Origin of the sequence: Bailinhaonella thermotolerans (assembly GCF_003594875.1) — a bacterium.
Taxonomy (GTDB): Bacteria; Actinomycetota; Actinomycetes; order Streptosporangiales; family Streptosporangiaceae; genus Bailinhaonella; species Bailinhaonella thermotolerans.
The window spans coordinates 327,117-350,135 of record NZ_QZEY01000004.1 but is presented as its reverse complement, the minus strand read 5'-3'; the positions used below and the strand labels follow the sequence as shown (position 1 = coordinate 350,135).

Below are 23,019 nucleotides of genomic sequence, written 5' to 3'. Positions count from 1 at the left end.
CTCAGTGACCGAGACCACCTGCATCTTCCCCTCCCCGGACGAGCAGGCGATCTACGCCTACCGGTGGGCGTCCGACGCGGCCACGCGGCGGGGGACGGTGCACATCGCGCACGGCGCCGGCGAGCACTCCGGCCGGTATCGCGAGGTCGCGGCGCGCCTGACCGCCGCCGGATACACCGTCTACGCCCACGACCACCGGGGCCACGGGCGCAGCGCCGCCCCCGGCCGGCTCGGCGACCCCGGCCCGTCAAGCTGGCGCCGGATGATCGGCGACATGGTCGCCATCCTGCGGCACATCCGCGACGTCGAGTCCCCGCACCCGGTCATCCTGCTCGGCCACGGCCTGGGCTCCTGGGCGGCGCAGCACCTCGTGCTCGACCACAGCCACGAGCTCGACGCGCTCGTGCTCTCCGGCACGGCCGCCCTCGACCTCCTCCCGGAGTCCGTGTTCGACCCGGCCGCCCTCAACGCCGCCTTCGCCCCCGCGCGCACGCCGTACGACTGGCTCACCCGCGACGAGTCCCGCGTGGACGCCTACGCGGCCGACCCCGCCTGCGGCTTCACCCTCCCCCCGGCCGCGGTCGCCGAGATCCTCCGCGACGCCCCGCGCCTGGCCGACCCCGCCGAGCTCTCCCGCGTCCGCCCCGACCTCCCCGTCTACGTCCTGGCCGGCGACCAGGACCCCCTCCACCCCGGCCTGGACCCCCTCCTCGACCGCTACCGCAAGGCCGGCCTCATCCACCTGACCGCCGCCCTCTACCCCGGCGGCCGCCACGAGATGCTCCACGAGACCAACCGCGACGAGGTCCTCACCGCCCTCGTCACCTGGCTCGACCGGGCCGTCCCCCGCCCCGCCGTACCGTGACATAAGCACCCCGGACCCCTGCTAGACTTTTCCCACGAGATGCGCCGCTAGCTCAGTTGGTTAGAGCAGCTGACTCTTAATCAGCGGGTCCGGGGTTCGAGTCCCTGGCGGCGCACCGACGAGGAAACCCCAGCCGGTCACGACCGGACTGGGGTTTCCTCGCTTTCCGGGCGCTCCGTGGCCGCGTCGCGGGCTCGGCGCGAGCGGGGCCGCCTGATGAGGAGTTCCACGACGGCGAGGTTGACGATCCATCCGAGCGCCTGCCCGATCGGGATCACCGACCGGACGTCGTCGCCGATCGAGCCCGCGCCCGCGCCACCGAACGGCACCTGGGCCAGCAGGAGGAGCGGCACCAGGACGCGCGAGGTGACGGCGAGGAAGGTGAGCGCGTAGTTGCGCATCATCCACCGCCGATGGCGCGCGAAGTCGCGGCGGCGCGCGGCCCTGACCGCGAGCCAGCCGGTGACCAGCCACAGGACGGCGGGGATCGTCAGGCCGATCTGGGAGACGAGGCGGCCCGAGAGCAGCGCCACCGGTACGGCGGTCAGCGCCGAGGGGAGCACTCCCGCGAGGAGATAGCAGCGCCCGATCGCGCGGTGCGCCCGCCGGCGCGCCCGGATCGCCGGGATGAACTGGAACGGGCCGAGGACGAGCGCGACCAGCGCCGTGAAGATGTGCGCGACGAGCAGGTAGTAGTGCGGGCGGCCCGTCACGTCGAGCCGGCTGTCCCCGCTGTCGAGCCCGAGATAGGGGGCGGCGAGCACGGCTCCGAACGCCGCCGCGACGACGAGCAGCAGCCAGGCCCTGCGGGCTCGCGGCGGCGTGGTGACGGCGGTCCCGCTCCGATGGGTGGCGGCGCTCCCGCTCCGATGGTCGGTCATCGCGTATCCCAGGGCTGACGGTGAGGGCGGGGTGAGGAACCCCGGCATGCCTGACGTCGCTCATCATGTGCCGCCGCGACGCGCCCGGGCATCGGCCCTGAGGCGGGACCCCGGCTACGCGGATCGGCGTACACCGGCCGGGCCGCGATCCCACGAGAAGCCTCTGCCGCGCGTGCGGGGCGGGCCTCACCTGGGCCGATGGCCGTACACCTCCCGTCCCCCACCGGGCTGACGACGGCGGACCCGCACCGCGCCCGGCTCTCCCCGCGCGCCGGGAGCCGTCGCCCGGAAAACCCCTGGCCGGGGAGCGCCGGGCGGATCTGGACGGGGCTGGTATGGGAGTCGCCTTGGCGGAGGTTTGTGTGGGAGGGTGTTTGGCCTGATTGTGGGAGGTTGGGGTGGAGATTGATGGGCGGGAGGGGATGGATGATCCCCGGTTGCAGGCTGAGGGGGAGGTCAGTCTCGCCCGGCTGGCGCTTGATGACGGGGATGTGACCCACGCGGCGGAGCACGTGGCCGCCGCGCTGGTGTTCGAGCCGGGGTTGCCCGAGGCGCATGAGCTGCTGGCCCGGTTGTCGGGGGCGCCGGACGGCGGGGCCGGGCTGTTCCCCATGGAGGAGCCGGTCTTCCTGGGCACCGTGCTGGCCCGGGCCCATCTGCTGGCGGCCCGTGGGGAGCACGCCGAGGCGCTGGACCTGCTGGTGTCGGCGCAGGCGCACGAGATGGGCGGGCGGTGGGCGCATGTGCCCTGGGTGCTGGACCCGGAGCTGGCCTCCCGCATCGACCCGGACACCCTCTGCTCGCTGATCGGGTCACTGGCGGCCGTGATGCCCGACCCGCTGCCCGAGGGGGAGCGCGAGCCGCTGGCGCCCTATGTGCAGCTCGTGCGGCACGCCGTGCGGCTGTATCCGGATCACCCGATGCTGCTGTGGGCCGGGTCGATGCTGGTACGGCGGGCCGGCGAGCCCGGGGAGGCCGCGGGGCTGGCGGAGCGGTCGTACCGGCTGGAGCCGTCGATGCAGGCGGCGATCGCGGCCGGGTACGCCTACCGGAACCTGGAGCGGTGGCCCGAGGCGGAGCGGGCGCTGGTCCGGGCGCTGGAGCACGACCCGGGCAACCTCTACCTGCACACGGACATCGGCGAACTGCTGCACCGGGCGGGACGCCTCGACGACGGGCTCGCGTGGGTGGAGCGGGCGCTGCGGCGCGACCCGGCGCACGAGTCGGCGTTCCCGACGGCGCGCGGGATGCGGTTCGAGCGCGACGGCGACGTGCGGCACCTGGTGGAGCTCGCGAACTACCTGCGCGAGCACCCCGGGAACGAGCACGCCGACTCGGTGCTGGCGGTGCACTCCGCGCCCCGGGACTGGCTGGGCCGGGCCCCGGCGGCGTCGGAGGCGGTGGTCAACCTGCTGTACCAGGTGCTGGAGAAGGCGGGCGACGCCCCCGCCACGGGCGAGGCGTTCCTGTCCGCCCCCGAGCCGCCGAGCGCGCTGCTGGCGTTCGCGCGGGTGCTGCCGGGGTACTCCATCGAGATCCAGGACGTGCCCGCGCCCGACGCGCGGCTGACCGTGCCCGAGGTGTTCGAGAAGGGCGCCGTCAGGTCGGTGGGGCGGCGGGTCTGGCACTTCGAGGGGACCCGCGCCGTGCCCGTCGTGCCCCCGCCGTCGCCGGAGGCGGCGCGGGCGGTCGCCGCCCTGGCCGAGTCGCCCTGGCGTCACCTGCCCGGGGCGTACGACCAGGCCGTGCGGCTGTCGGCGCTGCCGCTCGACGACCTCCTCGGCGTGCTCGTGCACCCGCCGGAGTGCCCGTTCGACCGGCCCGAGGTGTGGCCGCAGTGGCTGCGCCAGGTCCAGGCGTGGGCGTGCTTCGGCATCGCGCACCACCGGCCGGACCAGCCCTGGGCCGAGTCCGACCGCCGGCGCGTGCTGATCGACCTGGCGTACGGCCCCGAGGACTGGATTACCGAGGCCGCCCTCGCCGCCCTGGTCGCCACCGCCTGGGTCAACCCCGAGGCCCGCGGCGACGTCGCCGAACTCGTCGGCTGGCGCTTCATGGCCGCCGCCGAGGCCGCGACCACCCGCCCCGTCACCATCCTCGACTCCCTGCGCGCCCTGGTCCTCGCCACCCCGGACATGCACCCCGACCTGCGCCGCCTGGCCGCCCCCGCCCCTGCCCCGCCCCCGGAGCGCCCGCGCTCCCGCTGGCGCCGCCTCTTCCGCCGCCGCTGACCCCCTCCCCCGCCGCCGGCCGTACGGCGTCCCGCGAACCCCCGGTCACGCGCGACCGCGGCCCATACGGCTCGCACCGCCCCGGCCGTCCGTGAGCCGGGCTTGGCCGTACGGCGGGGGGAGGGGGTGTCGGGACGTGAACCGGCCCCCGCGGGGGGCGCGGGGGCCGGTGATCAGGGGTGGGAGGCGGGCGGCTGCGGGAGCCGCCCGCGAGTCACCAGGCGATGGGCCAGGGGCGGTCAACTCCTCGTGTGATCGCGGATGGGAATCGGGTCGGGTACGCGGACGGGCGGTGGTCGTCCGCGGGGCGTCGCGGGACGGGCGCGGGGCGGGCCGAGCGGGTGCGGAAGGGTATGGCTAGACACTCGCACTCCAGCCTTTCGGGTAATGGATCGGCTACGGCACGTTAACTACCCGGGCTCCGAAGTAATCACACACCCACAAACGTAAAGGTCAGCGAGCCGAGGTCCGTGACCAAACGCGATATGTCTTGACCGTCGCGGACCCCCGGCGTACGTTCCCGGCAAGAAGCGATATATCTCGACAGGAGGTGCCGCATGCGCGACGAACGGGTGCCGGTCATCGTGTGCGGAGGTGGGTACGCCGGGCTGACCACGGCGTTCTTCCTCGCCCTGCGCGGGGTCCGGGTGCTGCTCGCCGAGCGGCACGAGGGGACGTCGGCGCAGCCCAAGGCGTTCGGGATCGGCCCTCGGACGATGGAGCTGCTGCGGGCGGCCCCCGGCCTGGAGCGGGCCATCATGGAGATGTCGGCGGAGGTCTCCGACGACACGCGCATCGCGATGGGGTCCAGCCTGAGCGACCCGGAGCCGACGGTGCTGGTGGAGAGCGACGAGGCGGAGATGGCCGCCCTCGCCGCGATCACGCCCTCGCCGGGGGCCGGGGTCCCGCAGGCCGAGGTCGAGCGGGTGCTGCGCCGCATGGCCGAGGAGGCGGGCGCCGACCTGCGCTTCTCCACCAGGCTCACCGGGTTCGAGCAGGACGCCGACGGGGTCACGGCGGTGCTGCGGGACCTGCGGACCGGGCGGGAGAGCACGGTTCGGGCGGACTACCTGGTGGCCGCGGACGGGCACCGCAGCGGGGTGCGGCGGGCGCTCGGCGTGCCGACCGGCGGGCGGGGCGACCTGGGGCAGATGCGCTCGATCCTGTTCGAGGCGGACCTGGGCGGGCTCGTCCGCGAGCGGGAGACGGTCATCTGGTACGTCCACAGCCCCGTCCTGGAGGGCGCGATCGTGACCGGCATCGGCGCGGCCGGGCACCTGCTGGGCGTGCAGTACGGCCCCGGCGACCGGCCGGCGTACCCGGAGGAGCGGGCGGTGGAGCTGGTCCGCGTCGCGGTCGGGCTGCCGGACCTCCCGGTGAAGATCGTCGATCAGGGGTCGTTCACGATCGCGCACCTGACGGCCGGGCGGTACGCCGAGGGCCGCGTCTTCCTCACCGGCGACGCCGCGCACACGATGCCCCCGACCGGCGGGATGGGCGGGAGCACGGCGATCATCGACGGGTACGACATCGCGTGGCGGCTGGCGCTGGTCCTGCGCGGCGAGGCGGGACCGGGGCTGCTGGCGGCCTACGACGCCGAGCGCCGCCCGGCCGCGAACCTTACCGCCGACCACCAGCTCGCCAACTTCGGGGTGCGGATCTCGCCCGAGCTGCGGGGCGAGCTGCCCGAACCGGTGGAGGACGTCTACTCCCTGATCCTCGGGTACCGCTGCCACTCCCCCGCGATCCTCACCGAGCCCGGCGACGACGGCTCGCTCCTGGAGGACCCGCGCGTCCCGACCGGCCGGCCGGGCAGCCGCGCGCCGCACGTCGTGCTGGAGCGCGGCGGTGTCCCGATCTCCACGCTCGACCTGTACGGCGCGGGCCTCACGCTGGTCTGCGGCCCGGACGGGGCCGCGTGGGCCGACGCCGGCCGGACGGTGGCGGACCGGCTGGGCGTCACCCTCGCCGTCCACGTGGTCGCCCCCGCGGGTTCCCCGGCGTACGGCACGGCGCCCGGGACCTCCCCGGCGTACGGCACGGCGTGCCGCGCTCCGGAGGCGTACGGCGGGCTCGTGGACCGGGACGGGGTGTGGGCGAACCGGCACGGGGTCGGCGCCGCGGGGGCGGCGCTGGTCAGGCCGGACGGGATCATCGCGTGGCGCGCGCCCGGGCCCGCCGGGGACCCGGCGGCCACGATGGGGGACGTGCTGGAGCGGGCCCTCTGCCGTACCTGATCGGCCCCCCGGTCTCCCCGGCGACGACGGGCAGACCACGGAACGCCGGGGGACGACGAGGACGACCGAGAACGACCGAGGACGACGGAGGACGACCCAGGACGACGGAGGACGACGGAGGACGGCGGAGTCACGGACGACGGGGAACGCCGGAAGCCCCGCGCGGTCGCGCGCGGGGCTTCCGGGCGTGCGGCGGCCGTGAGCCGGAGCCGCCGGCGAGAACCGCCGGTGGAGCCGTCAGCGGTGGCGGCGGCCGCCGCGCAGCCGTCCCATGAGGTCGCGGAGCCTGGCCTGGTTGCGGGGGTCGCGGGCGGCGCGTTTGGCCTTCTCGATGTTGCGCCGGCCCTCCGGACTGCGGACATATCGCCGAATGCGGTCTATAAGGGAAGCCATTGGCCCTCCTCGGTGCTTCCTTCGTACTCCTAGGTGTTCCCCGGGCGCGGATTCCATGCCCCGCCAGGCATGCGCTCCCGGGAATTCGCCGCCCCGGGGGACACGCCGCGTCCCCGGCGTCACTCGCGTTACACGCAGGGTGTTCGCGGTAGGCACCCCTCATGGACGTACTGTTCGTCAACGCGACGTTCGTCACCAACGACCCGGCGCGGCCGAGGGCGGAGGCCCTGCTGGCGTCCGAGGGGCTCATCGCCGCCGTCGGGGACCACGACGAGGTGACGCGGCTCGCCGGGGACGCCACGGTCGTGGACCTGGGGTTCCGCACGGCGCTGCCGGGGTTCGTGGAGGCGCACGGGCATCCGACGCGCGACATGCTGCTGCGGCAGCCCGACGTGATCGACGTCCGGGCGATGGACTACCCGACGGGGGACGCGGTGCTGGCGCGCATGCGCGAGGTGCTCCAGCGGGCCGAGCCGCACTCGCCGCGCGTGTTCTTCGGCTGGGACCCGCTCCAGCAGCCCGGCCTGCCCGATCCGACCAGGGACTTCCTCGACGAGCTGGCGCCCAACAACCCGGTGGTGGTGCTGCACGCGGCCGTCGAGCTGGCGTACGCCAACAGCGAGGCGCTGCGGGCGGCCGGGCTGCCGGGGCCGGGCGTGATGCGCGGCGCGCCCGGGCTGCGCGCGATCACCACCCCGCTGATCAGGGAGAGCGCGGCGGACCTGCCGTGGCTGCTGGAGCGCGAGCACCAGGCGCTGGCGGCGGCGGGCATCACCACGGTCGCGGACCTGGGGCTGTCGCAGGACCTGTGGGCGGTCGCGGAGGACGTGGCCCGCTCCCCCGGCGCGCGCGTCCGCATGCGGTCGTACGCCCCGCCGGGCGAGCCGGGGCGGCCGGGCGAGGGCGACGCCATGCTCCGCCGTACCGGGATCAAGGCGTGGGCGGACGGCGGGCCGTGGACGGGGGACGCGGCGTTCACCTTCGACTACCTGGACTCCGAGGCGGGCCGGCGGTTCGAGCGCCGGACGCCGCCCAGCGCCACCGCCGGGGAGCTGCGGGAGGTGCTCGCCGGCCACTTCCCCGCCGGATGGCAGGTCGCGTGCCACGCGTACGGCGACGCGGCCGTGGACCTCGTGCTCGACGTGTACGACTGGGCGCTGCGGATGCACCCGCGCCCGGACCACCGGCTGCGGATCGAGCACTGCGGCGCGATGACGCCCGGGCAGTACGGCCGCGCGGCGGAGCTGGGCGTGACGTGCAGCCTGTTCCCCGCGGAGATCTACTACCGGGGCGACGTGATGCTGGACGAGCTGTTCGGCCCGCGGGCGGGGGGGTGGTGCGACGCCCGGTCGGCGCTGGACGCGGGGCTGCGGATCTCCTTCCACAACGACTCCCCGGTGACGCCGCCGCGGCCGCTGCGGAACATCCAGTCCGCGGTCACGCGGCGCGCGCTGGGATCCGGGCGGGTGCTGGGGCCGGAGCACCGGGTGAGCGTGGACGAGGCGGTGCGGGCGCAGACGATCGACCCGGCCTGGCAGCTCTTCAGCGATCACGAGATCGGCTCCCTCATCCCCGGGAAGTACGCGGACCTCGTCGTCCTGGAGGAGGACCCGTACACCGCGGAACCGGACTCCATCGCCGAGATCGGCGTGTACGCCACCTTCCTGGCCGGGGTCCAGACCTACCAGAGGGGCTGACCGGTCGTACCCGGGAGCTCATCCGGGTCTCGGTCCCATCCTCAGGTACTAGGGGACCCCCCTCCCTGGGAGCAAGGGAGATATCGGAGCTCAGCCCGACGAATTGGATCATGATGTCTCCGTAATTTCCTCCCATGACACGCAACTGGGCCCGGATCTCCCTCGCCGGCATCGTTCTCGCGCTCGTCCTGATGGGCTGGCTGCACGCCGCGTTCGGCGGGCTCACCCGGTTGATGAGCACCTACGCGTTCGTCCCCCAGGGCGCGCTGCTGCTCGGCGGGAGCATGACCGCGCTGGCGGCGGGCCTGGCCGGGCTCATCGTCGCGCTGGCCCACGTGCGCGGCAGCGGCCCGGCGCGGCTGCTGCTCGGCGTCGCGGGGCTGGGGCTCGTGCTCGCGGCGGTCTACCCCACCGACGACGCGCCCGGGGTGACCTCGATGAGCGGGCTGATCCACCGGTACGGCGCGGCGGCGGCGCTCATCGCGCTCCCGCTGGCCGGCCTGCTGCTGGCCCGGATCCTGCGCTCGCTGCCCGGCTGGGCGGAGACGGCCCGCCGGGTCACCTGGACCGCCTCCGGCTCGGCGACCGGCCTGATCGTGCTGCTGTGGGCGCACGAGGGACTGTCCCAGCGGGCCGTGCTGTTCGCCGAGATCGCCATGGTGGCGATGCTGGCGTCGGGTCTGGCGCGGCGCCCGGTGCTAGCCGAGGCCGGCGTAGAGGTCGCGGGTGCGGCGGGCGATCTCGCTCCAGGAGAAGCGCTCCACGGCGCGGACGCGGCCGGCCCGGCCCATCTCCCGCGCGCGCTCCGGATCCCCCAGCAGCGTGTTCACGCGTTCGGCGAAGTCGGCGGCGAAGCGGCCCGGGTCCAGCGGGGTGCCGTCGGCGGCCTGCTCGACCGGGACCAGCAGCCCGGTCTCGCCGTCGGCCACCACCTCGGGGATGCCTCCCGTCGCGGTGGCCACCACGGGCGCCTCGCACGCCATGGCCTCCAGGTTCACGATGCCCATCGGCTCGTACACCGAGGGGCAGACGAACACGGTGGCGTGCGAGAGCACCTGGACCAGGTCCTCGCGGGGCAGCATCTCCGGCTGCCACACCACGCCCTGGCGGGTGGCGCGCAGCTCGGCGACCAGCTCGGACACCTCCGCCGCGATCTCCGCGGTGTCCGGCGCGCCGGCGCAGAGCACGAGCTGCGCCTCGGGAAGCAGGTCCCGGGCGGCCCGCAGCAGGTACGGCAGGCCCTTCTGCCTGGTCACGCGGCCCACGAACACGACGGAGGGGCGCTCCGGGTCCACCCCGAGCCGGTCCAGCGCCGAGGTCTCGGCGGCGGGCTTGTACTCCTCGGGATCGATCCCGTTGTGGATCACGCTCACCCGCTCGGGGTCGATCTCCGGGTAGGCGGAGAGCAGGTCGCGCCGCATCCCGTCCGAGACGGCGATCACGCGCGCCGCGCCGAGCAGCGCGGTGCGCTCCGCCCACGACGAGACGCGGTAGCCGCCGCCGAGCTGCTCGGCCTTCCACGGGCGCAGCGGCTCCAGGCTGTGCACGGTCGCGACGTGCGGGACGCCGTGCAGCAGCGAGGCCAGATGGCCGGCGAGGTTGGCGTACCAGGTGTGGCTGTGCACCACGTCGGCCCCGGCGCAGTCCTGCGCCATCTCCAGGTCGACGCCGAGCACCTGCAGGGCCGCGTTGGCCTCCGCGAGCTCCCGGGGGCTCCGGTAGGCGGCGACCGACGCCTCGTCCCGTTCCGCCCCGAAGCACCGCACGCGCACGTCGCACAGCCGCCGCAGCTCCCGGGCCAGGTACGCCACGTGCACCCCGGCGCCGCCGTACACCTCGGGCGGATACTCCCGGCTCAGCAAATCAACCCGCATACCCACGCAGCCTAACCACCCGCGCCGGAGGCCGTACGGCGCGGCGGCCGTCCGCCGGTGGCCGTACGGATCCGGACGATCGGGCCTCCTCCGCCGGATTCGACGGGAGGGGTGGGTGGTTGCGTATCGGTTGGGGCGTTAGTGTCGCTTGTATGGCGAGGGCTCGGGTTCTGGCGATGGTGCTGGCCGGCGGCGAGGGGAAGCGGCTGATGCCGCTGACGGCGGACCGGGCCAAGCCCGCCGTGCCGTTCGGGGGGATCTACCGGCTGATCGACTTCGTGCTGTCGAACCTGGCCAACGGCGGGTATCTGCGGATCGTCGTGCTCACGCAGTACAAGAACCACAGCCTGGACCGGCACATCTCGCGGACCTGGCGGATGTCGGCGATGCTGGGGAACTACGTGACGCCGGTGCCGGCGCAGCAGCGCCTCGGCCCGCGGTGGTTCGCGGGTTCCGCCGACGCGATCTTCCAGAACCTCAACCTGATCCAGGACGAGGACCCCGACCACGTGATCGTGTTCGGCGCCGACCACATCTACCGGATGGACCCCCGCCAGATGGTGGAGCAGCACATGGAGTCGGGGGCCGCGGTGACCGTGGCGGCGATCCGGCAGCCGCTGTCGCTGGCGGACCAGTTCGGGATCGTGGAGACGGGGCCGGACGGGCGGCAGATCGCGGCGTTCCGGGAGAAGCCGAAGGACGCGGTGGGGCTGGCGGACTCCCCCGACCAGGTGTACGCGTCGATGGGGAACTACGTCTTCGAGACGCGTGCGCTGATCGAGGCGGTCCGGGAGGACGCGCGCAACCCCGCCAGCAAGCACGACCTCGGCGGCGACATCATCCCCATGCTGGTCAAGAGCGGCCAGGCGCAGGTGTACGACTTCGCCCGCAACGAGGTGCCCGGCTCGACGTTCCGCGACCGGGCCTACTGGCGCGACGTCGGGACCCTCGACGCCTACTACGAGGCGCACATGGACCTGGTCGCGGTCGAGCCCATCTTCAACCTCTACAACGCCGACTGGCCCATCTACACCGGGCACGACCCGCTGCCCCCGGCCAAGTTCGTGTTCAGCGAGGACGACCGGATGGGGCTGGCCCGCGACTCCCTCGTCTCGCCGGGCGTCATCGTGGCCGGCGGGCTGTCCGAGCGCTCCGTCCTCAGCCCCAACGTGGTCCTCGACGAGCGCTCCCAGGTCCACGACTCGGTCCTCATGGACTGCGTCCGCGTGGGCAAGGGCGCGGTCGTACGGCGGGCCATCGTGGACAAGAACGTCGTCATCCCCGAGGGCGCCCAGATCGGCGTGGACCTCGAACGCGACCGACGCCGCTTCACCGTCACCCGCAACGGCATCGTGGTGATCGGCAAGAACCAGGCCATCGAGCCCTAGGGGGCGTGCGCTCCCGGCGGCCGCCGGCGCGTCCAGAGGAATGCCGCGGCCGCCGCCGCGAGCCAGCCGTACAGGAGACCGTGGACCGCGCCGTCGGCGAGGTCCGGGAAGCCCGGGACCACCAGGACCTCCTCCCCGAACCGCTCGGCGACCCTGATGGCGAGCCCGCGCATCAGCCCGGCCAGCCCGGTCACGAGTACGGCGCAGCCCCAGGTGATCAGGAACACGGCGCCCCGGCGGTTCCGCAGGCGGCGCAGGGCCGGGGACAGGATCAGGGTCAGCAGCCCCGCCGACGTGACCGCGAGGAGGACCAGGGCGAGCGGGTCCAGCAGGCCCGCCCAGGACGGGCGGCGGGTGCTGGGCGGCAGCCCCCAGTTCGCGCTGAGGGGGTTGGGGAAGGTCAGGAACTCGAGGATGGCCGGACCCCCGCGGGACTGCTCGACGAAGGCGAACAGGCCGCCGGCCAGGATGATCAGGCCCAGTATCCCGCCCGCGCCCCCGGCCGCCGGCCACGCCCTCCCGGTCCCGCGCGGCGCTCCCGCACCCGCTCCCGGCACCGATCCCCGGCCCGCCGCCGGAGTCACCGTGCGGGCCGTCCCGGGCCCGGGGGCCCGCGCGGGAGCCGTACGACGGTAGGCGATCGCCGCCGCCAGGCCGCCGATCCACCCCGCGAGCAGGCCCCATGCCACGGCGACGGGCACGTGGACCCAGAACAGACGGCCCAGGCCGCTGGCGGCCAGGTCCGGGCCGGGCCAGTACGGCGCCGAGGCGGCGTGGAAGGGGAGCGCCGCGACGGCGGCGGCGAAGGTCGCCCCGGCCCAGCCGAGCAGGAAGACGGCGTATCCCGCGCCCTGGGGCGGCACGCCGCGCCGCGTCCCGGTGATCACGGCGTACAGGACCGCCGCGACGGCGGCGAGCACCAGCGGGACCCAGAGAATCCTGGCCGGGGAGAGGCGGTCGAGGGCGGGCAGGGGGAACGCGAGAGCGTCCGCGAACGGCGGCCCGGCGCCACGAGCGCGCGTCCCGACGAGCACGGCGTGCAGGAGCATCCCGCCGCAGACCGCCGACGCCGTGGCCAGCGCGATCAGCCGGGCGCGGCGCAGCGCGACGTGGGCCTCAGCCACAGGCCCTCCTCACGTCCGCCGCGGCCTTCCGTTCCTCGGCGCGGTGGGCCTGGGCCTCGGCGCTCATGAAGTCCTTCGGCTCCGCCCGGAGCTCGACGGCCGCCAGCGCCTCCAGCGCCCGCTTCAGGGTGGGCCCGGACGCCCGCCGGCTCAGGCCGGTGAGCATGGAGGCCATGTCGCGCCCGTGCCGGTCTTCGCGCCGCGCGGTCTCCAGTTCCGCGTCCCGCCTGCGCCGCTCGAACGCCTGCGGGTCGGCCTGGTACTCCTGGAACGTCGGCGTCCGGGGCGGGACCGGCGCCGGCGCGGGCAGCCGCTCCAGCCCCGCCGCGAGGTCGGCGCAGACGCGCCCGTCCGGCCACACCGCCGGATGGGTGAGCCCGGTGGTCAGCACGGTGGCGGCCGCGGCCACGGCCAGGACGGCGCCGAGGACGCGGCGCGGCGGGGTGCGCGGCTCGTCGGGGCCCTCCTCGACCGGCGGCGCGGGTGGCTGTGGACCGGGCGGCGCTCCGGCCGGGCCCTGGACCGGCGTTCCCACCGCTCCCGGCGTCCCGTGCGTCGCGGGCCCCGCGCCGGGGGACTCCCCGGGCTCGGGGAGGACCCGGGTCGGCGGGAGGAGCCGGACGCGGGCCGTGACGTGCTCGGCCACGGGGTCCGGCAGCCATCCGGGGCCGGGCTCCCCGGTGGGCTCGGCGAGGCGGTCCAGCACCTGGGCCGGGGTGGGGCGCCGGTCCGGGTCCTTCGCGAGACAGGCGGCGACGAGGTCGCGCAGGGGACCCGGCACCCCGTCCAGCCGGGGCGGCTCGTGCACCACGCGGTAGACCACCACGTGCGCGGGCCCCTCCCCGAACGGGGTGGCCCCCGTGGCGGCGTACACCAGCACCGCCCCGAGCGAGAAGACGTCCCCCGCCGGGCTCGCCGTCCCGGCCGTCACCTGCTCGGGCGTGATGTATCCGGGAGAGCCCACCACCATCCCGCTCTGGGTCGCGGCGGTGGCGTCGGCGGCCCTGGCGATGCCGAAGTCGATCACGCGCGGGCCCTGCGGGGTGAGGATGACGTTGGAGGGCTTCAGGTCGCGGTGGACCACGCCCGCCCGGTGGATGGACACGAGCGCCTCCGCCAGCCCCGCGCCGAGCGTGCGCACGGTGCGCTCCGGCAGGGGCCCGTGCGCGGCGACCGTGTCGTGCAGGGAGAGCCCCGGCAGGAACGCGGTGGCCAGCCAGGGCGGGTCGGCGTCCGGATCGGCGTCCACCACGGGCGCCGTGTAGGGGCCGCTGACCGCGCGGGCGGCGGCGACCTCCCGGCGGAACCGCGCCAGGAACTCCGGGTCCTCCGCGAGGTGCGGATGGACGACCTTGATGGCGACGGGCAGCCCGCCCGGCGACCGGCCCAGGAACACCTGGCCCATCCCGCCCGCGCCGAGCCGGCCGATGAGCTTGTAGCCGCTCACGGCGGCGGGATCCCCCGGACGAAGCCGCTGCATGGGACGCCCCCAGTTCGACCGATGGCGCGAACGTAACACCGGCGCCCGCGCGAGTCATCAGCCGCCGGGGACGGCCCCCATCACGATCGGGCGAAGAACGCGGTCGCGTTGCCGCCGAGGATCAGGTCCCGGGTCTCCTCCGTCAGGGCGTCGCAGGAGCGCACGACCTCGCCCGGCTTCCTCTCGCCGAGCGGGAACGGGTAGTCGGTGCCGAGCATGACCCGCTCCGGGCCCATGACCTCGACGAGGAGGCGGAGCGCCCGGGGGTCGAAGACGGCCGAGTCCACGAAGAACCTGTCGGTGTACGCCGAGGGCGGGGCGGACGAGTCGGCGCGGACGATGTCGCGGTTGTGCCAGGCGTTGTCGGCGCGGCCGAGGAGGTAGGCGAAGCTGCCGCCGCCGTGGCAGAAGCACAGGCGCAGGGAGCGCGGGAGCCGGTCGAACGCGCCGGACAGGATCATGCGCATGATCGAGAGCTGGGTCTCGGCGGCCATGCCGACCAGCCAGGGCAGCATGTGGCCGCGCATGCGCTCGGGGGCCAGCATGTCCCAGGGGTGGACCAGGACGGGCATGCCCTCGTGCGCGCAGTGGGCCAGGAACTCGACGATCTCGCCGTCGTCGGGGTAGCGGTCGCCCGCGTGGTTGCCGATGTGGACGCCGCGGTGCCCGGCCGCCTTCGCCCGCGTCACCGTCTCGCACGCGCGCGCGACGTCCTGCAGCGGCACCTGGCACAGCGGCAGCAGCCGCGCGGGGTCGGCCGCGCAGTGCTCCAGGATCCGCGCGTTCACCAGGTCGCACCACGCGGCCGCGCGGCCGGGCTCGGCGCCGTACCCGAACATGAGCGGGGTGGAGGAGACGGCCTGAGCGTCCACGCCCGCGGCGTCCATCGCGGCGAGCCGGGCGGCCGGGTCCCACAGCCCGGCCGTGACCGGGCGGTACTCCTCCGAACCGCTCATCATCATGCCCGCGCCGTCGTCACCGGCGCGCAGCCAGGGGCCGTCCTCGTCGTCGAGGACGCGGGACTCGGCGCGCGTGATCGGGGGGAACACGTGGGCGTGGACGTCGATGACCATGCGTCAATCCTGGCGGCGGCGCCCCGGCGATTCCCAATACTCGACCTGTCGCCGGATATAACCGCTTGGTGATGACCGGGCCGGTGTCCCCGTCCGGCGCGGCGGGCCCGCCCCGGCTCTCCGGGTCCGGGGTGACGGGGAACACCTGCGGCACGCCGTGCGGAGCCCGCGGCGGGACGCCGTACGGTGGAGGGGCGCCATGCGGATGGGCGACCCCTCGCGGCGCCGCGACAGCGCATGCTCGATCATTGGGGATAGGCGTGGCGAAGGTGGTCGGCATGATGGTCTTGTCAGACGGACGTACGGCGTGAGCGGGGGGACCGTGGAGGATCTCAGCATCGAGTGGTACGGCCGCAGGCCCCGGGTCAGCGGCCCCGCCGTGGTGACCGGCGCCTTCGACCTGCTGCACGTGGGGCACGTGCGGTTCCTCACCCAGGTGCGGGAGCGGGGGCGGCCGCTGCTGGTCGGGGTGGAGGACGACGCGCGCGTCCGGTCCTGGAAGGGCCCGACCCGGCCGATCAACCCGGCGGAGGAACGCGCCGAGGTGCTGGCCGCCCTGCGCGCGGTGGACGGCGTCTTCATCATCTCCGGGCCCGTCTCCTCCGAGACGTGGGAGCACTACGTGGAGCTGCTGCGCCCGCTGCGCCCCGCCGCCCTGGCGTACACCGAGGGCGACCCGTACGCCGCGGAGAAGCGGCGCGGCGCCGAGGCCCTGGGGGCGGAGTCCTGGCAGCTCACGCTCACCCAGGGGCGTTCGACGACCGCGTTCCTGGAGGCCCTGAGCCACTGAGCGGCCCGGCCGCCGGAGGGCTCGCCGGGCACCGGGCCTCGCGCGCGGCCAGGAGGCTCAGCCGAATCTCCGCGGCCGGGCTCAGCCGCACCTCGCGCGGCCCGGTCTCAGCCGCACCCCTCGAACCTGGGCACGTGGACGGAGCGGAGGTCCAGGCCGCTGCCGCCGAACCACCTGCGCAGGAGGCGGGCGGCCGTCCCGTCCTGGTACATCTCGGTGATGGCGCGGTTGAGCGCCTCGCAGCCCGCGAGGTCGCCCTTGCGCATGCCGACACCCGTGCGCTGCTCGTTGAACCGCGCGTTGAGCAGGCGCAGCCCGCCCTCCCGCCGGGCTAGCCCGGCCAGGATCACGTCGTTCGTGGTGATCGCGTCGATCCTGCGCTCCTTGAGCAGGTCCAGGCATCCGGCGTAGTCGCGGGCCGGCACGAGCCGGGCCGCCACGCCGCGCTCCTCGACCACGCGCTCGGCCGCGTTCGACCCGGTCACCGCGCAGATCCCGCGCCCGGCCAGGTCGCGTACGCCCCGGATGCGCTTCTCGTCCGACCTGACCAGGATGTCCTGGTAGGAGATGTGGTACGGCCCCGCGAACGCCACGCGCTTCTTCCGCTCCTGGGTGACCGAGAACGTCGCCAGGATCAGGTCGGCCCGCCCCTGGAGCAGCAGCGTCTCCCGGTCGGCGGCGAGCGCCGGGACGTACCGGGGCTTCGCGCCGAGCTTGGCGGCCAGGTAGCGGGCGACCTCCACGTCGTACCCCTCGAACGTGCCGTCGGGCCGCCGGAACCCGATCCCGGGCAGGTCCGGCCGCACGCCGACGACCAGCGTCTCCTTGCCCAGGATCGATCCGCCGCCCGCCGTGGGCCCGTCCTCCGGCTCGCCGCCGCCCGAGCAGGCCGCCGCGGCCAGCAGCGCCGCGGCGAGGACCGCCGCCAGGCGCGCCCTCACCGGTACTCCCCGAGCCGCGGGCCGACCCCGCCCACGAGCAGCGCCGCGGCCGCGATCACCGCGATCGGCAGCGGGAACGTCACGTCCCGCAGCGCGTCCTCCCCCTCGCGCACCGCCCCCTCGAACACCGCGACGTACCTCCGCGCCGCGTCCGCGAGCCGCGCGTCGTAGTCGTCGTACGCCTTCTCCAGCGCGCCCAGCCGCAACGCCACCGCCTCGCCCCGCCGTTCCTCCGCCAGCGCGCGCATCCGCGCGTCCGCCCGCTGGAATCCTCCGTACGCCGCCAGCGGCTCCGCCCCGGACGGGCGGCGCGCGAGCACGTCCCCGAGGAAGCCCGGGCGCCTCTCCGCCGGGGTCGCCCGCGCGACCCCCTGGTGGTACTGCCGCAGGTTGCCCGCCTCGACGTAGTAGACCGACTGGGCGGCGTTCAGGTAGGTGTGCTCGTAGGTGTCCGCCCGCTCCCGGTCGAGCAGGTACCTCGTCTGGTCGCCGTGCATGTCGTTGCTCATCGCCCGCGCCCTGGCCAGCGACAGCACCGCGTCGAACCCGTCCCGCTTGGCCCGGGTCAGCGTCTCGGCCGCGCCCCCCAGCGCGGCGATCCCCGCGCAGGCGTAGACGGCCGTCACCACCGTGGCCAGCAGCAGCGCGGGGCCGATCAGCCGCCGGAACCGCCGCGCCAGGAACACCTGCAGCGCCACCAGGCACCCCAGGGCGGCCACGGCCGCCGCCGCCATCCCCCACCGCCCCAGGAACAGCGCGACCCGCGTCTCGTCGTGGGTGCGCCGCACGATCGTGCCGCTCTCCAGTGTCAGGTTGTACGCCTGGGGCAGCAGTTCCTCGCGCATCAGGTCGGCGGCGTCCCGGTAGACGGCGAGCGCCGCGGCGGGGGCGTCCCCGGGCGGGGCCTGCTCGTCCAGCAGCAGCGCCCGCGCCGCGAGCCGTTCGTAGCGGCCCAGCCCGTCCAGCACGGCCTGCACGGTCCGCCGCTCCGCCGCGTCCCCGCCCGCCAGCGCCGAGGCCCGCAGCAGCGCCTGCCCCGCTTCCCCGCGCCGCCGTTCGTACCTGGCCAGCGCCGCCCGCCGCCGTTCCCCCCGCTCCTCTCCCGCGAGCAGCGCCAGGGCCACCTGCCCGTCCATGTCGCTCAACGCGAGGTAGAGGCCCGCGGTCGCCACGACCTGCGGCCCGGCGTCGTGCCCGATCACCCGGAGCCCGTCCCGCGCCTCCCCCGCCACCATCCAGACGGCCCCGAAGAACACCGCCAGCGCCGCCGCGGCGGCCCCGGCCAGCACCCGGATCCGCCGGGGCACGTCGGCGGCCCGCCGCCCCCCGACCGGCGAAGGCCCCACCTGGACGGCCGCCCGCGCCATCGCCCGCCTCCCCCGTCGCTCCACGCGGCGAGATCCGGAGCCCGCCTTCGTCCCTGCATTAATCAACCCATTCGCGGCGGTGTCAAGGAGCCGTCCTCAGGCCCCGATCCCCCGCCCCGGCCGGCTCTCCGGACCCGCGCCACCCGGCGGCAGGACGCGCGGCCCGGCGCTGATCCCGCGCGTCCTGGTCGCCGGCGCCGCCCACCGCCCTGGCGCAGGGGTGGCGTTCACAGGCCGGAGCGGCTTCGGACAGAGGGTGCCGGTCACGCGACGAAGGATGTGGAGAAGGATGCGGAGATGGCGAGGGCCAAAGATGAGCATCTCCCCGGCCGAGACCGTGGCCGCCCAGCTCGACGTCTTCGGTCGAAGGGGCGGCCGGGCTGACGCGCCGCCGGAAGCCTCTTGATGGCGTGTTCCATGATCACTCCCTTAGGTGATCTTGCGGCGGTAGACGTTCATGGCCAAACCGAAGGTGACGACGAGGATGCCGACGCACCAGGCCAGGGCGATCCAGATGTCGGTGCCGACCGGCTGCTGGGTGAGCAGGGCGCGGATGGCGTTGACGATGGAGGTCACCGGCTGGTGCTCGGCGAAGGCGCGCACCGGGCCGGGCATGGTGTCGGTGGGCACGAAGGCCGAGCTGATCACCGGCAGGAAGATGAGCGGGTAGGAGAACGCGCTGGCGCCGTCGATGGACTTGGCGGACAGGCCGGGGATGACGGCCAGCCACGTCAGGGCCAGGGTGAACAGGAGCAGGATGCCGGTGACCGCGAGCCAGGCCGGCAGGCCCGCGCTGGAGCGGAACCCGATGAGCAGGGCCACCAGCACGACGACCACCACCGAGAGCAGATTGGCCACCAGCGAGGTCAGCACGTGTGCCCACAGCACCGAGGAGCGGGCGATCGGCATGGACCGCAAGCGCTCGAAGATCCCGCTCTTCATGTCCATGAAGAGCCGGAAGGAGGTGTAGGCGATGCCAGAGGCGATCGTGATGAGCAGGATGCCGGGCAGCAGGTAGGTCACATACGAGTCCGACCCCGTTCTGATCGCGCCGCCGAGCACGTAGACGAACAGCAGCATCATGGCGATCGGCGTGATCGTGGTGGTGAAGATGGTGTCCAGGCTGCGCGTGATGTGGCGCAGGGATCGTCCTGTCAGTACGGCGGTGTCGCCGAGGAAACGCATGGTCATCGGGGTTCCCTACCTGCCTACGAGGGAGAGGAAGACGTCCTCGAGAGTCGGCTGCTTCTCGACGCGTTCGATCCTGGCGGGCGGCAGCAGTCGCTTGAGCTCGGCCAGGGTGCCGTTGACGATGATCCGGCCCTCGTGCAGGATCGCGATCCGATCGGCGAGATGTTCGGCCTCGTCCAGGTACTGCGTGGTGAGCAGCACCGTGGTCCCCTGGTCGGCGAGTTGCCTGACGGCCTGCCACACCTCGATGCGCCCCTGGGGATCCAGCCCGGTCGTCGGTTCGTCCAGGAAGATGACCGGTGGATCGCCCACCAGGCTCATCGCGATGTCCAGGCGGCGGCGCATGCCGCCGGAATACGTCGACACCTTCCGCGCCGCCGCGTCGGTCAGCGAGAAGCGTTCGAGCAGCTCATCGGCGATCTCGCCCGGTCGATCGAGATGCCGTAGCCGGGCGACCAGCACCAGGTTCTCCCGCCCGCTGAGGATCTCATCGACGGCCGCGAACTGCCCGGTGAGGCTGAGGGACTCCCGGACGTTCGCCGGGTGCGTGGCGACATCGAAACCGTTGACGGCGGCTGTGCCGGCGTCGGCTTTGAGCAGCGTGGCCAGGATTCTCATGGTCGTGGTCTTGCCCGCGCCGTTCGAGCCGAGCAGGGCGAAGACGCTGCCCCGCGCCACCTCGAAGTCCACGCCGCGCAGCACCCGCAGGTCTTCGTACGACTTCTCCAGGCCTCGCACCTGGATCGCCGGGACTTGCTGTGTCGTCATCAGGTTGTCCTGTCCTTGAGGTCGGTGGCCCTGGCCGGCACGCTCTTCGCTCTTGTCGCCGGATGCCCGCTCGGCCCCGCCGCCGTACGCGGCCGGAGAGCACGGCCGGCATCTGCGACGGGACCTTCTGGGGCAGCGCTCTTCGACGCGTCGTGAGCGTCCCATCGGCGTTGAACTTTACCTTCCGGAAGGTATAGTAAGGCGCATGACAAACGCAAGGCACCGAATCCTGGACGGGGCGTTGGAGCTACTGCGGGCCGACGGGGGCGGGTCGATCACCCTGGACGCCACGGCCAAGCAGGTCGGGCTGACCAAGCCGGGGCTGATGTACCACTTTCCGACCAAGGAAGCCCTGATGCTCGGCGTCGTCGACCACGTCGCCGAACGGTGGGAGGCCCTGCTGCGGCAGCGTCTGGGGCAGCCGTTCGAGACGGCCTCGCCGTACCAGCGCATCCGCGCCTATGTCGAGGTCGCGCTGACGGAGCGGTTCGACCGCGCGGATTTCGCGATCTTCTCCGACGCGCTGTACCGCGGCGCCCTTACCGAGACCTGGACGCGGCGCCTGGGCCCCTGGCTCGCCCTGCCCGACGATCTGCCGGTACAGGACCGCGGCCGGCTGACGGCCGCCCGGCTGATGGCCGACGGCTACTGGACGGTCGCCACCACGGGCGTCTTCCCCGTCGAGGAGCGCGACCGCGCGGAACTGTTGGCGGTCGCTGACGAACTGCTCAAAGAGCAGAGCAGGCCATGAAGAAGTGGTCACTGCTCCTCGCGGCGATCCTGCTGGAGGTCACCGCCACGCTCGCGCTGCGCGGGGCTTTGGACCACGCGGCGCTGTACGCGGTCGTCGCCGCCGGCTACGTCGGTTCGTTCGCCGTTCTGGGCCTGGTGCTGCGCGCCGGCATGGGCCTCGGCGTCGCCTACGGCATCTGGGGCGCGGCCGGTGTCACCTTGACCGCCCTCCTGGCCACCGTCATCTTCGGCGACCCGCTGACCGCCCTGATGGGCGTCGGCATCGCCCTGGTGATCGCGGGTGTGCTGTGCGTGGAGATCGGCTCGCAGGCCGCCCGCGCCCGCAGGGTCCGCAAGGAAGGCGTTGACGCGTGACCTGGGTCTTTCTGATCGGCGCCATCCTTTCCGAGACCGGGGGCACCCTGTCGCTGCGGATGGCCTCCAAGGGCGGCGGCAGGGCGTGGTTGCTCGCGGTGGCCGCGGGGTTCGTGGCCGCCTTCGCCTTCCTCACCCTCGCCCTGGACGGCGGCATGCCGCTGGGCGTGGCCTACGGCATCTGGGCCGCGGCCGGCGTGGCCCTGACCGCGATCACCTCCCGCCTCCTGTTTCACGAGCCGCTCACCAAGGTCATGGCCTTGGGGATCGGCCTGATCATCGTCGGCGTCCTGTTCATCGAACTGGGCGCCGCCCACTGACCGGCTCCCGGCGCCGCCCCGTCACACGCGGCCCGCGCCTGGCGGCCGCCATCCTGGGACCATGGCCGGGCCGCGGGGCGGGGCCGTGAAGGGACCGGGAGGGAGTGCCTATCCTTGGGCGGGTCGGTGTGGCTTCGGGGGGTGCGATGGGCGCGTTGAAGGTGGGGACGCTGGAGGTGTGGCCGCCGGTGGTGCTGGCGCCCATGGCGGGGATCACCAACACGGCGTTCCGGAGACTGTGCCGGGAGCAGGGCGGCGGGCTGTACGTCTCGGAGATGATCACCTCGCGGGCGCTCGTGGAGCGGAACGCGAAGACGCTGCGGATGATCCGGTTCCACGATGAGGAGCGGCCCCGCAGCATCCAGCTCTACGGGGTGGACCCGGCCGTCGTGGGCCGGGCCGTACGGATGATCGCCGAGGAGGACCTCGCCGACCACGTCGACCTGAACTTCGGATGCCCGGTGCCCAAGGTGACGCGCAAGGGGGGCGGCTCGGCGCTGCCGTACAAGCGGAACCTGCTGCGGGCGATCCTGCGCGAGGCCGTCGCGAACGCCGGCTCCCTGCCGGTCACGATGAAGATGCGCAAGGGCATCGACGACGACCACCTGACCTACCTGGACGCGGGCCGGATCGCGGCCGGGGAGGGGGTGGCCGCGGTCGCGCTGCACGGCCGCACCGCCGTGCAGCACTACGGCGGGCAGGCCGACTGGGACGCGATCGCGCGGCTGAAGGAGGCCGTCACCGAGATCCCGGTGCTGGGCAACGGGGACATCTGGAGCGCCGATGACGCGCTGCGGATGATGCGCGAGACCGGGTGCGACGGGGTGGTCGTGGGGCGCGGCTGCCTCGGGCGGCCCTGGTTGTTCCGGGACCTGACGGCGGCCTTCGAGGGGTCGGCCGAGCGGGCCCGGCCGCGCCTGGGCGAGGTGGCCGCGACCATGGCCAGGCACGCGGAGCTGCTGGTCGAGCACGCCGAGGACGAGCGGCACGGGATCATCGACTTCCGCAAGCACGTCGGCTGGTACACCAAGGGCTTCACGCTGGGGGCCGAGCAGCGGCGGGCGCTCGCGCTGGCCGAGTCCCTGGACGAGCTGCGCGAGAGGCTGTCCGCGCTCGACGCGGACCAGCCCTGGCCGGCCGCCGCCGAGGGGCCGCGCGGCAAGAGCAACGAGCGCGACCGGGTGCACCTGCCCGAGGGGTGGCTCGACGATCCGTACGACGGGGTCGCGCCCGGCGCGGACGCGGAGTCGGACATCTCGGGCGGGTGATCCGCCGGACCCGGCCGGACCCGC

At 74.2% G+C, this 23,019-nt stretch carries 20 protein-coding genes, 1 tRNA gene and 1 pseudogene; 12 read left to right on the top strand and 10 right to left on the bottom strand.

The features are described from left to right. The first annotated feature begins 4 nt into the window (after window positions 1–4). Window positions 5–865, top strand: a complete 861-nt coding sequence (locus D5H75_RS14090; RefSeq protein ID WP_119926882.1) for an alpha/beta fold hydrolase — start codon at window positions 5–7, stop codon at window positions 863–865. Between the two features lie 41 nt (window positions 866–906). Then, window positions 907–980, top strand: a tRNA-Lys gene (locus tag D5H75_RS14085). A gap of 22 nt (window positions 981–1,002) precedes the next feature. Here the strand turns inward: D5H75_RS14085 and D5H75_RS14080 are convergent. Then, window positions 1,003–1,746 (bottom strand): DUF2306 domain-containing protein, encoded by a 744-nt coding sequence (locus D5H75_RS14080; RefSeq protein WP_119926881.1) that lies wholly within the window; start codon window positions 1,744–1,746, stop codon window positions 1,003–1,005. Between the two features lie 437 nt (window positions 1,747–2,183). On the opposite strand from D5H75_RS14080, the gene D5H75_RS14075 reads away from it, so the two are divergent. Both D5H75_RS14075 and D5H75_RS14070 read left to right on the top strand, forming a co-directional pair. Then, window positions 2,184–3,977, top strand: a complete 1,794-nt coding sequence (locus D5H75_RS14075) for a tetratricopeptide repeat protein (protein WP_277949938.1) — start codon at window positions 2,184–2,186, stop codon at window positions 3,975–3,977. 557 nt (window positions 3,978–4,534) lie between these two features. Further along, complete coding sequence (locus D5H75_RS14070) at window positions 4,535–6,214, top strand: FAD-dependent oxidoreductase (protein WP_119926879.1); 1,680 nt, start codon at window positions 4,535–4,537, stop codon at window positions 6,212–6,214. A 237-nt stretch (window positions 6,215–6,451) separates the two neighbouring features. On the opposite strand, the gene D5H75_RS41525 is transcribed toward D5H75_RS14070, so the two are convergent. Further along, window positions 6,452–6,607, bottom strand: coding sequence for a hypothetical protein (locus tag D5H75_RS41525; protein WP_202638131.1), 156 nt, complete (start codon window positions 6,605–6,607; stop codon window positions 6,452–6,454). Between the two features lie 161 nt (window positions 6,608–6,768). Between D5H75_RS41525 and D5H75_RS14065 the strand changes: the two genes are divergently transcribed. Together D5H75_RS14065 and D5H75_RS44600 are read left to right on the top strand one after the other, a co-directional pair. Further along, entirely contained in the window at window positions 6,769–8,304 is a 1,536-nt protein-coding gene (locus tag D5H75_RS14065; RefSeq protein WP_119926878.1) for an amidohydrolase, read from the top strand. 134 nt (window positions 8,305–8,438) lie between these two features. Beyond that, a pseudogene (locus tag D5H75_RS44600) lies at window positions 8,439–8,921 on the top strand (DUF998 domain-containing protein); the annotation flags it as partial. A gap of 81 nt (window positions 8,922–9,002) precedes the next feature. Here the strand turns inward: D5H75_RS44600 and glgA are convergent. Then, window positions 9,003–10,178, bottom strand: coding sequence for a glycogen synthase (gene glgA / locus D5H75_RS14055; RefSeq protein WP_119926877.1), 1,176 nt, complete (start codon window positions 10,176–10,178; stop codon window positions 9,003–9,005). Between the two features lie 152 nt (window positions 10,179–10,330). Between glgA and glgC the strand changes: the two genes are divergently transcribed. Further along, a complete protein-coding gene (gene glgC / locus D5H75_RS14050; protein ID WP_119926876.1) occupies window positions 10,331–11,566 on the top strand; it encodes a glucose-1-phosphate adenylyltransferase in 1,236 nt (411 codons plus the stop codon). On the opposite strand, the gene D5H75_RS14045 is transcribed toward glgC, so the two are convergent. The 3 genes from D5H75_RS14045 to D5H75_RS14035 form a co-directional block, all read right to left on the bottom strand. Beyond that, entirely contained in the window at window positions 11,563–12,690 is a 1,128-nt protein-coding gene (locus D5H75_RS14045) for a hypothetical protein (protein ID WP_119926875.1), read from the bottom strand. The genes glgC and D5H75_RS14045 overlap by 4 nt on opposite strands. Further along, window positions 12,683–14,170, bottom strand: a complete 1,488-nt coding sequence (locus D5H75_RS41520) for a serine/threonine-protein kinase (protein WP_202638130.1) — start codon at window positions 14,168–14,170, stop codon at window positions 12,683–12,685. Before D5H75_RS41520 ends, D5H75_RS14045 begins: the two co-directional genes overlap by 8 nt. Window positions 14,171–14,250: 80 nt before the next feature. Further along, on the bottom strand, window positions 14,251–15,243 hold the full coding sequence (locus D5H75_RS14035; RefSeq protein WP_119926874.1) for an amidohydrolase family protein: 993 nt from the start codon (window positions 15,241–15,243) through the stop codon (window positions 14,251–14,253). A 322-nt stretch (window positions 15,244–15,565) separates the two neighbouring features. On the opposite strand from D5H75_RS14035, the gene D5H75_RS14030 reads away from it, so the two are divergent. Next, window positions 15,566–16,033, top strand: a complete 468-nt coding sequence (locus D5H75_RS14030) for an adenylyltransferase/cytidyltransferase family protein (RefSeq protein WP_242454253.1) — start codon at window positions 15,566–15,568, stop codon at window positions 16,031–16,033. 107 nt (window positions 16,034–16,140) lie between these two features. Here D5H75_RS14030 and D5H75_RS14025 read toward each other — a convergent pair whose 3' ends face one another. From D5H75_RS14025 to D5H75_RS14010, 4 genes are all read right to left on the bottom strand, one after another. After that, window positions 16,141–16,974 (bottom strand): transporter substrate-binding domain-containing protein, encoded by an 834-nt coding sequence (locus D5H75_RS14025; protein WP_119926873.1) that lies wholly within the window; start codon window positions 16,972–16,974, stop codon window positions 16,141–16,143. Continuing rightward, a complete protein-coding gene (locus D5H75_RS14020) occupies window positions 16,971–18,341 on the bottom strand; it encodes a hypothetical protein (protein WP_119926872.1) in 1,371 nt (456 codons plus the stop codon). Before D5H75_RS14020 ends, D5H75_RS14025 begins: the two co-directional genes overlap by 4 nt. Before the next feature lie 429 nt (window positions 18,342–18,770). Further along, window positions 18,771–19,532, bottom strand: a complete 762-nt coding sequence (locus tag D5H75_RS14015; RefSeq protein ID WP_119926871.1) for an ABC transporter permease — start codon at window positions 19,530–19,532, stop codon at window positions 18,771–18,773. A gap of 9 nt (window positions 19,533–19,541) precedes the next feature. Beyond that, window positions 19,542–20,300, bottom strand: a complete 759-nt coding sequence (locus tag D5H75_RS14010) for an ABC transporter ATP-binding protein (protein ID WP_119926870.1) — start codon at window positions 20,298–20,300, stop codon at window positions 19,542–19,544. A 205-nt stretch (window positions 20,301–20,505) separates the two neighbouring features. On the opposite strand from D5H75_RS14010, the gene D5H75_RS14005 reads away from it, so the two are divergent. From D5H75_RS14005 to dusB, 4 genes are all read left to right on the top strand, one after another. After that, complete coding sequence (locus D5H75_RS14005; protein WP_119926869.1) at window positions 20,506–21,051, top strand: TetR/AcrR family transcriptional regulator; 546 nt, start codon at window positions 20,506–20,508, stop codon at window positions 21,049–21,051. Continuing rightward, the gene (locus D5H75_RS14000; protein ID WP_119926868.1) at window positions 21,048–21,407 is read left to right on the top strand and encodes a DMT family transporter; all 360 of its coding nucleotides are present in this window, start codon (window positions 21,048–21,050) and stop codon (window positions 21,405–21,407) included. The genes D5H75_RS14005 and D5H75_RS14000 overlap by 4 nt, the downstream gene beginning before the upstream one ends. After that, window positions 21,404–21,727, top strand: coding sequence for a DMT family transporter (locus D5H75_RS13995; protein ID WP_119926867.1), 324 nt, complete (start codon window positions 21,404–21,406; stop codon window positions 21,725–21,727). The genes D5H75_RS14000 and D5H75_RS13995 overlap by 4 nt, the downstream gene beginning before the upstream one ends. A 146-nt stretch (window positions 21,728–21,873) precedes the next feature. Further along, the gene (gene dusB / locus D5H75_RS13990) at window positions 21,874–22,995 is read left to right on the top strand and encodes a tRNA dihydrouridine synthase DusB (RefSeq protein WP_119926866.1); all 1,122 of its coding nucleotides are present in this window, start codon (window positions 21,874–21,876) and stop codon (window positions 22,993–22,995) included. The last annotated feature ends 24 nt before the right edge of the window (window positions 22,996–23,019 follow it).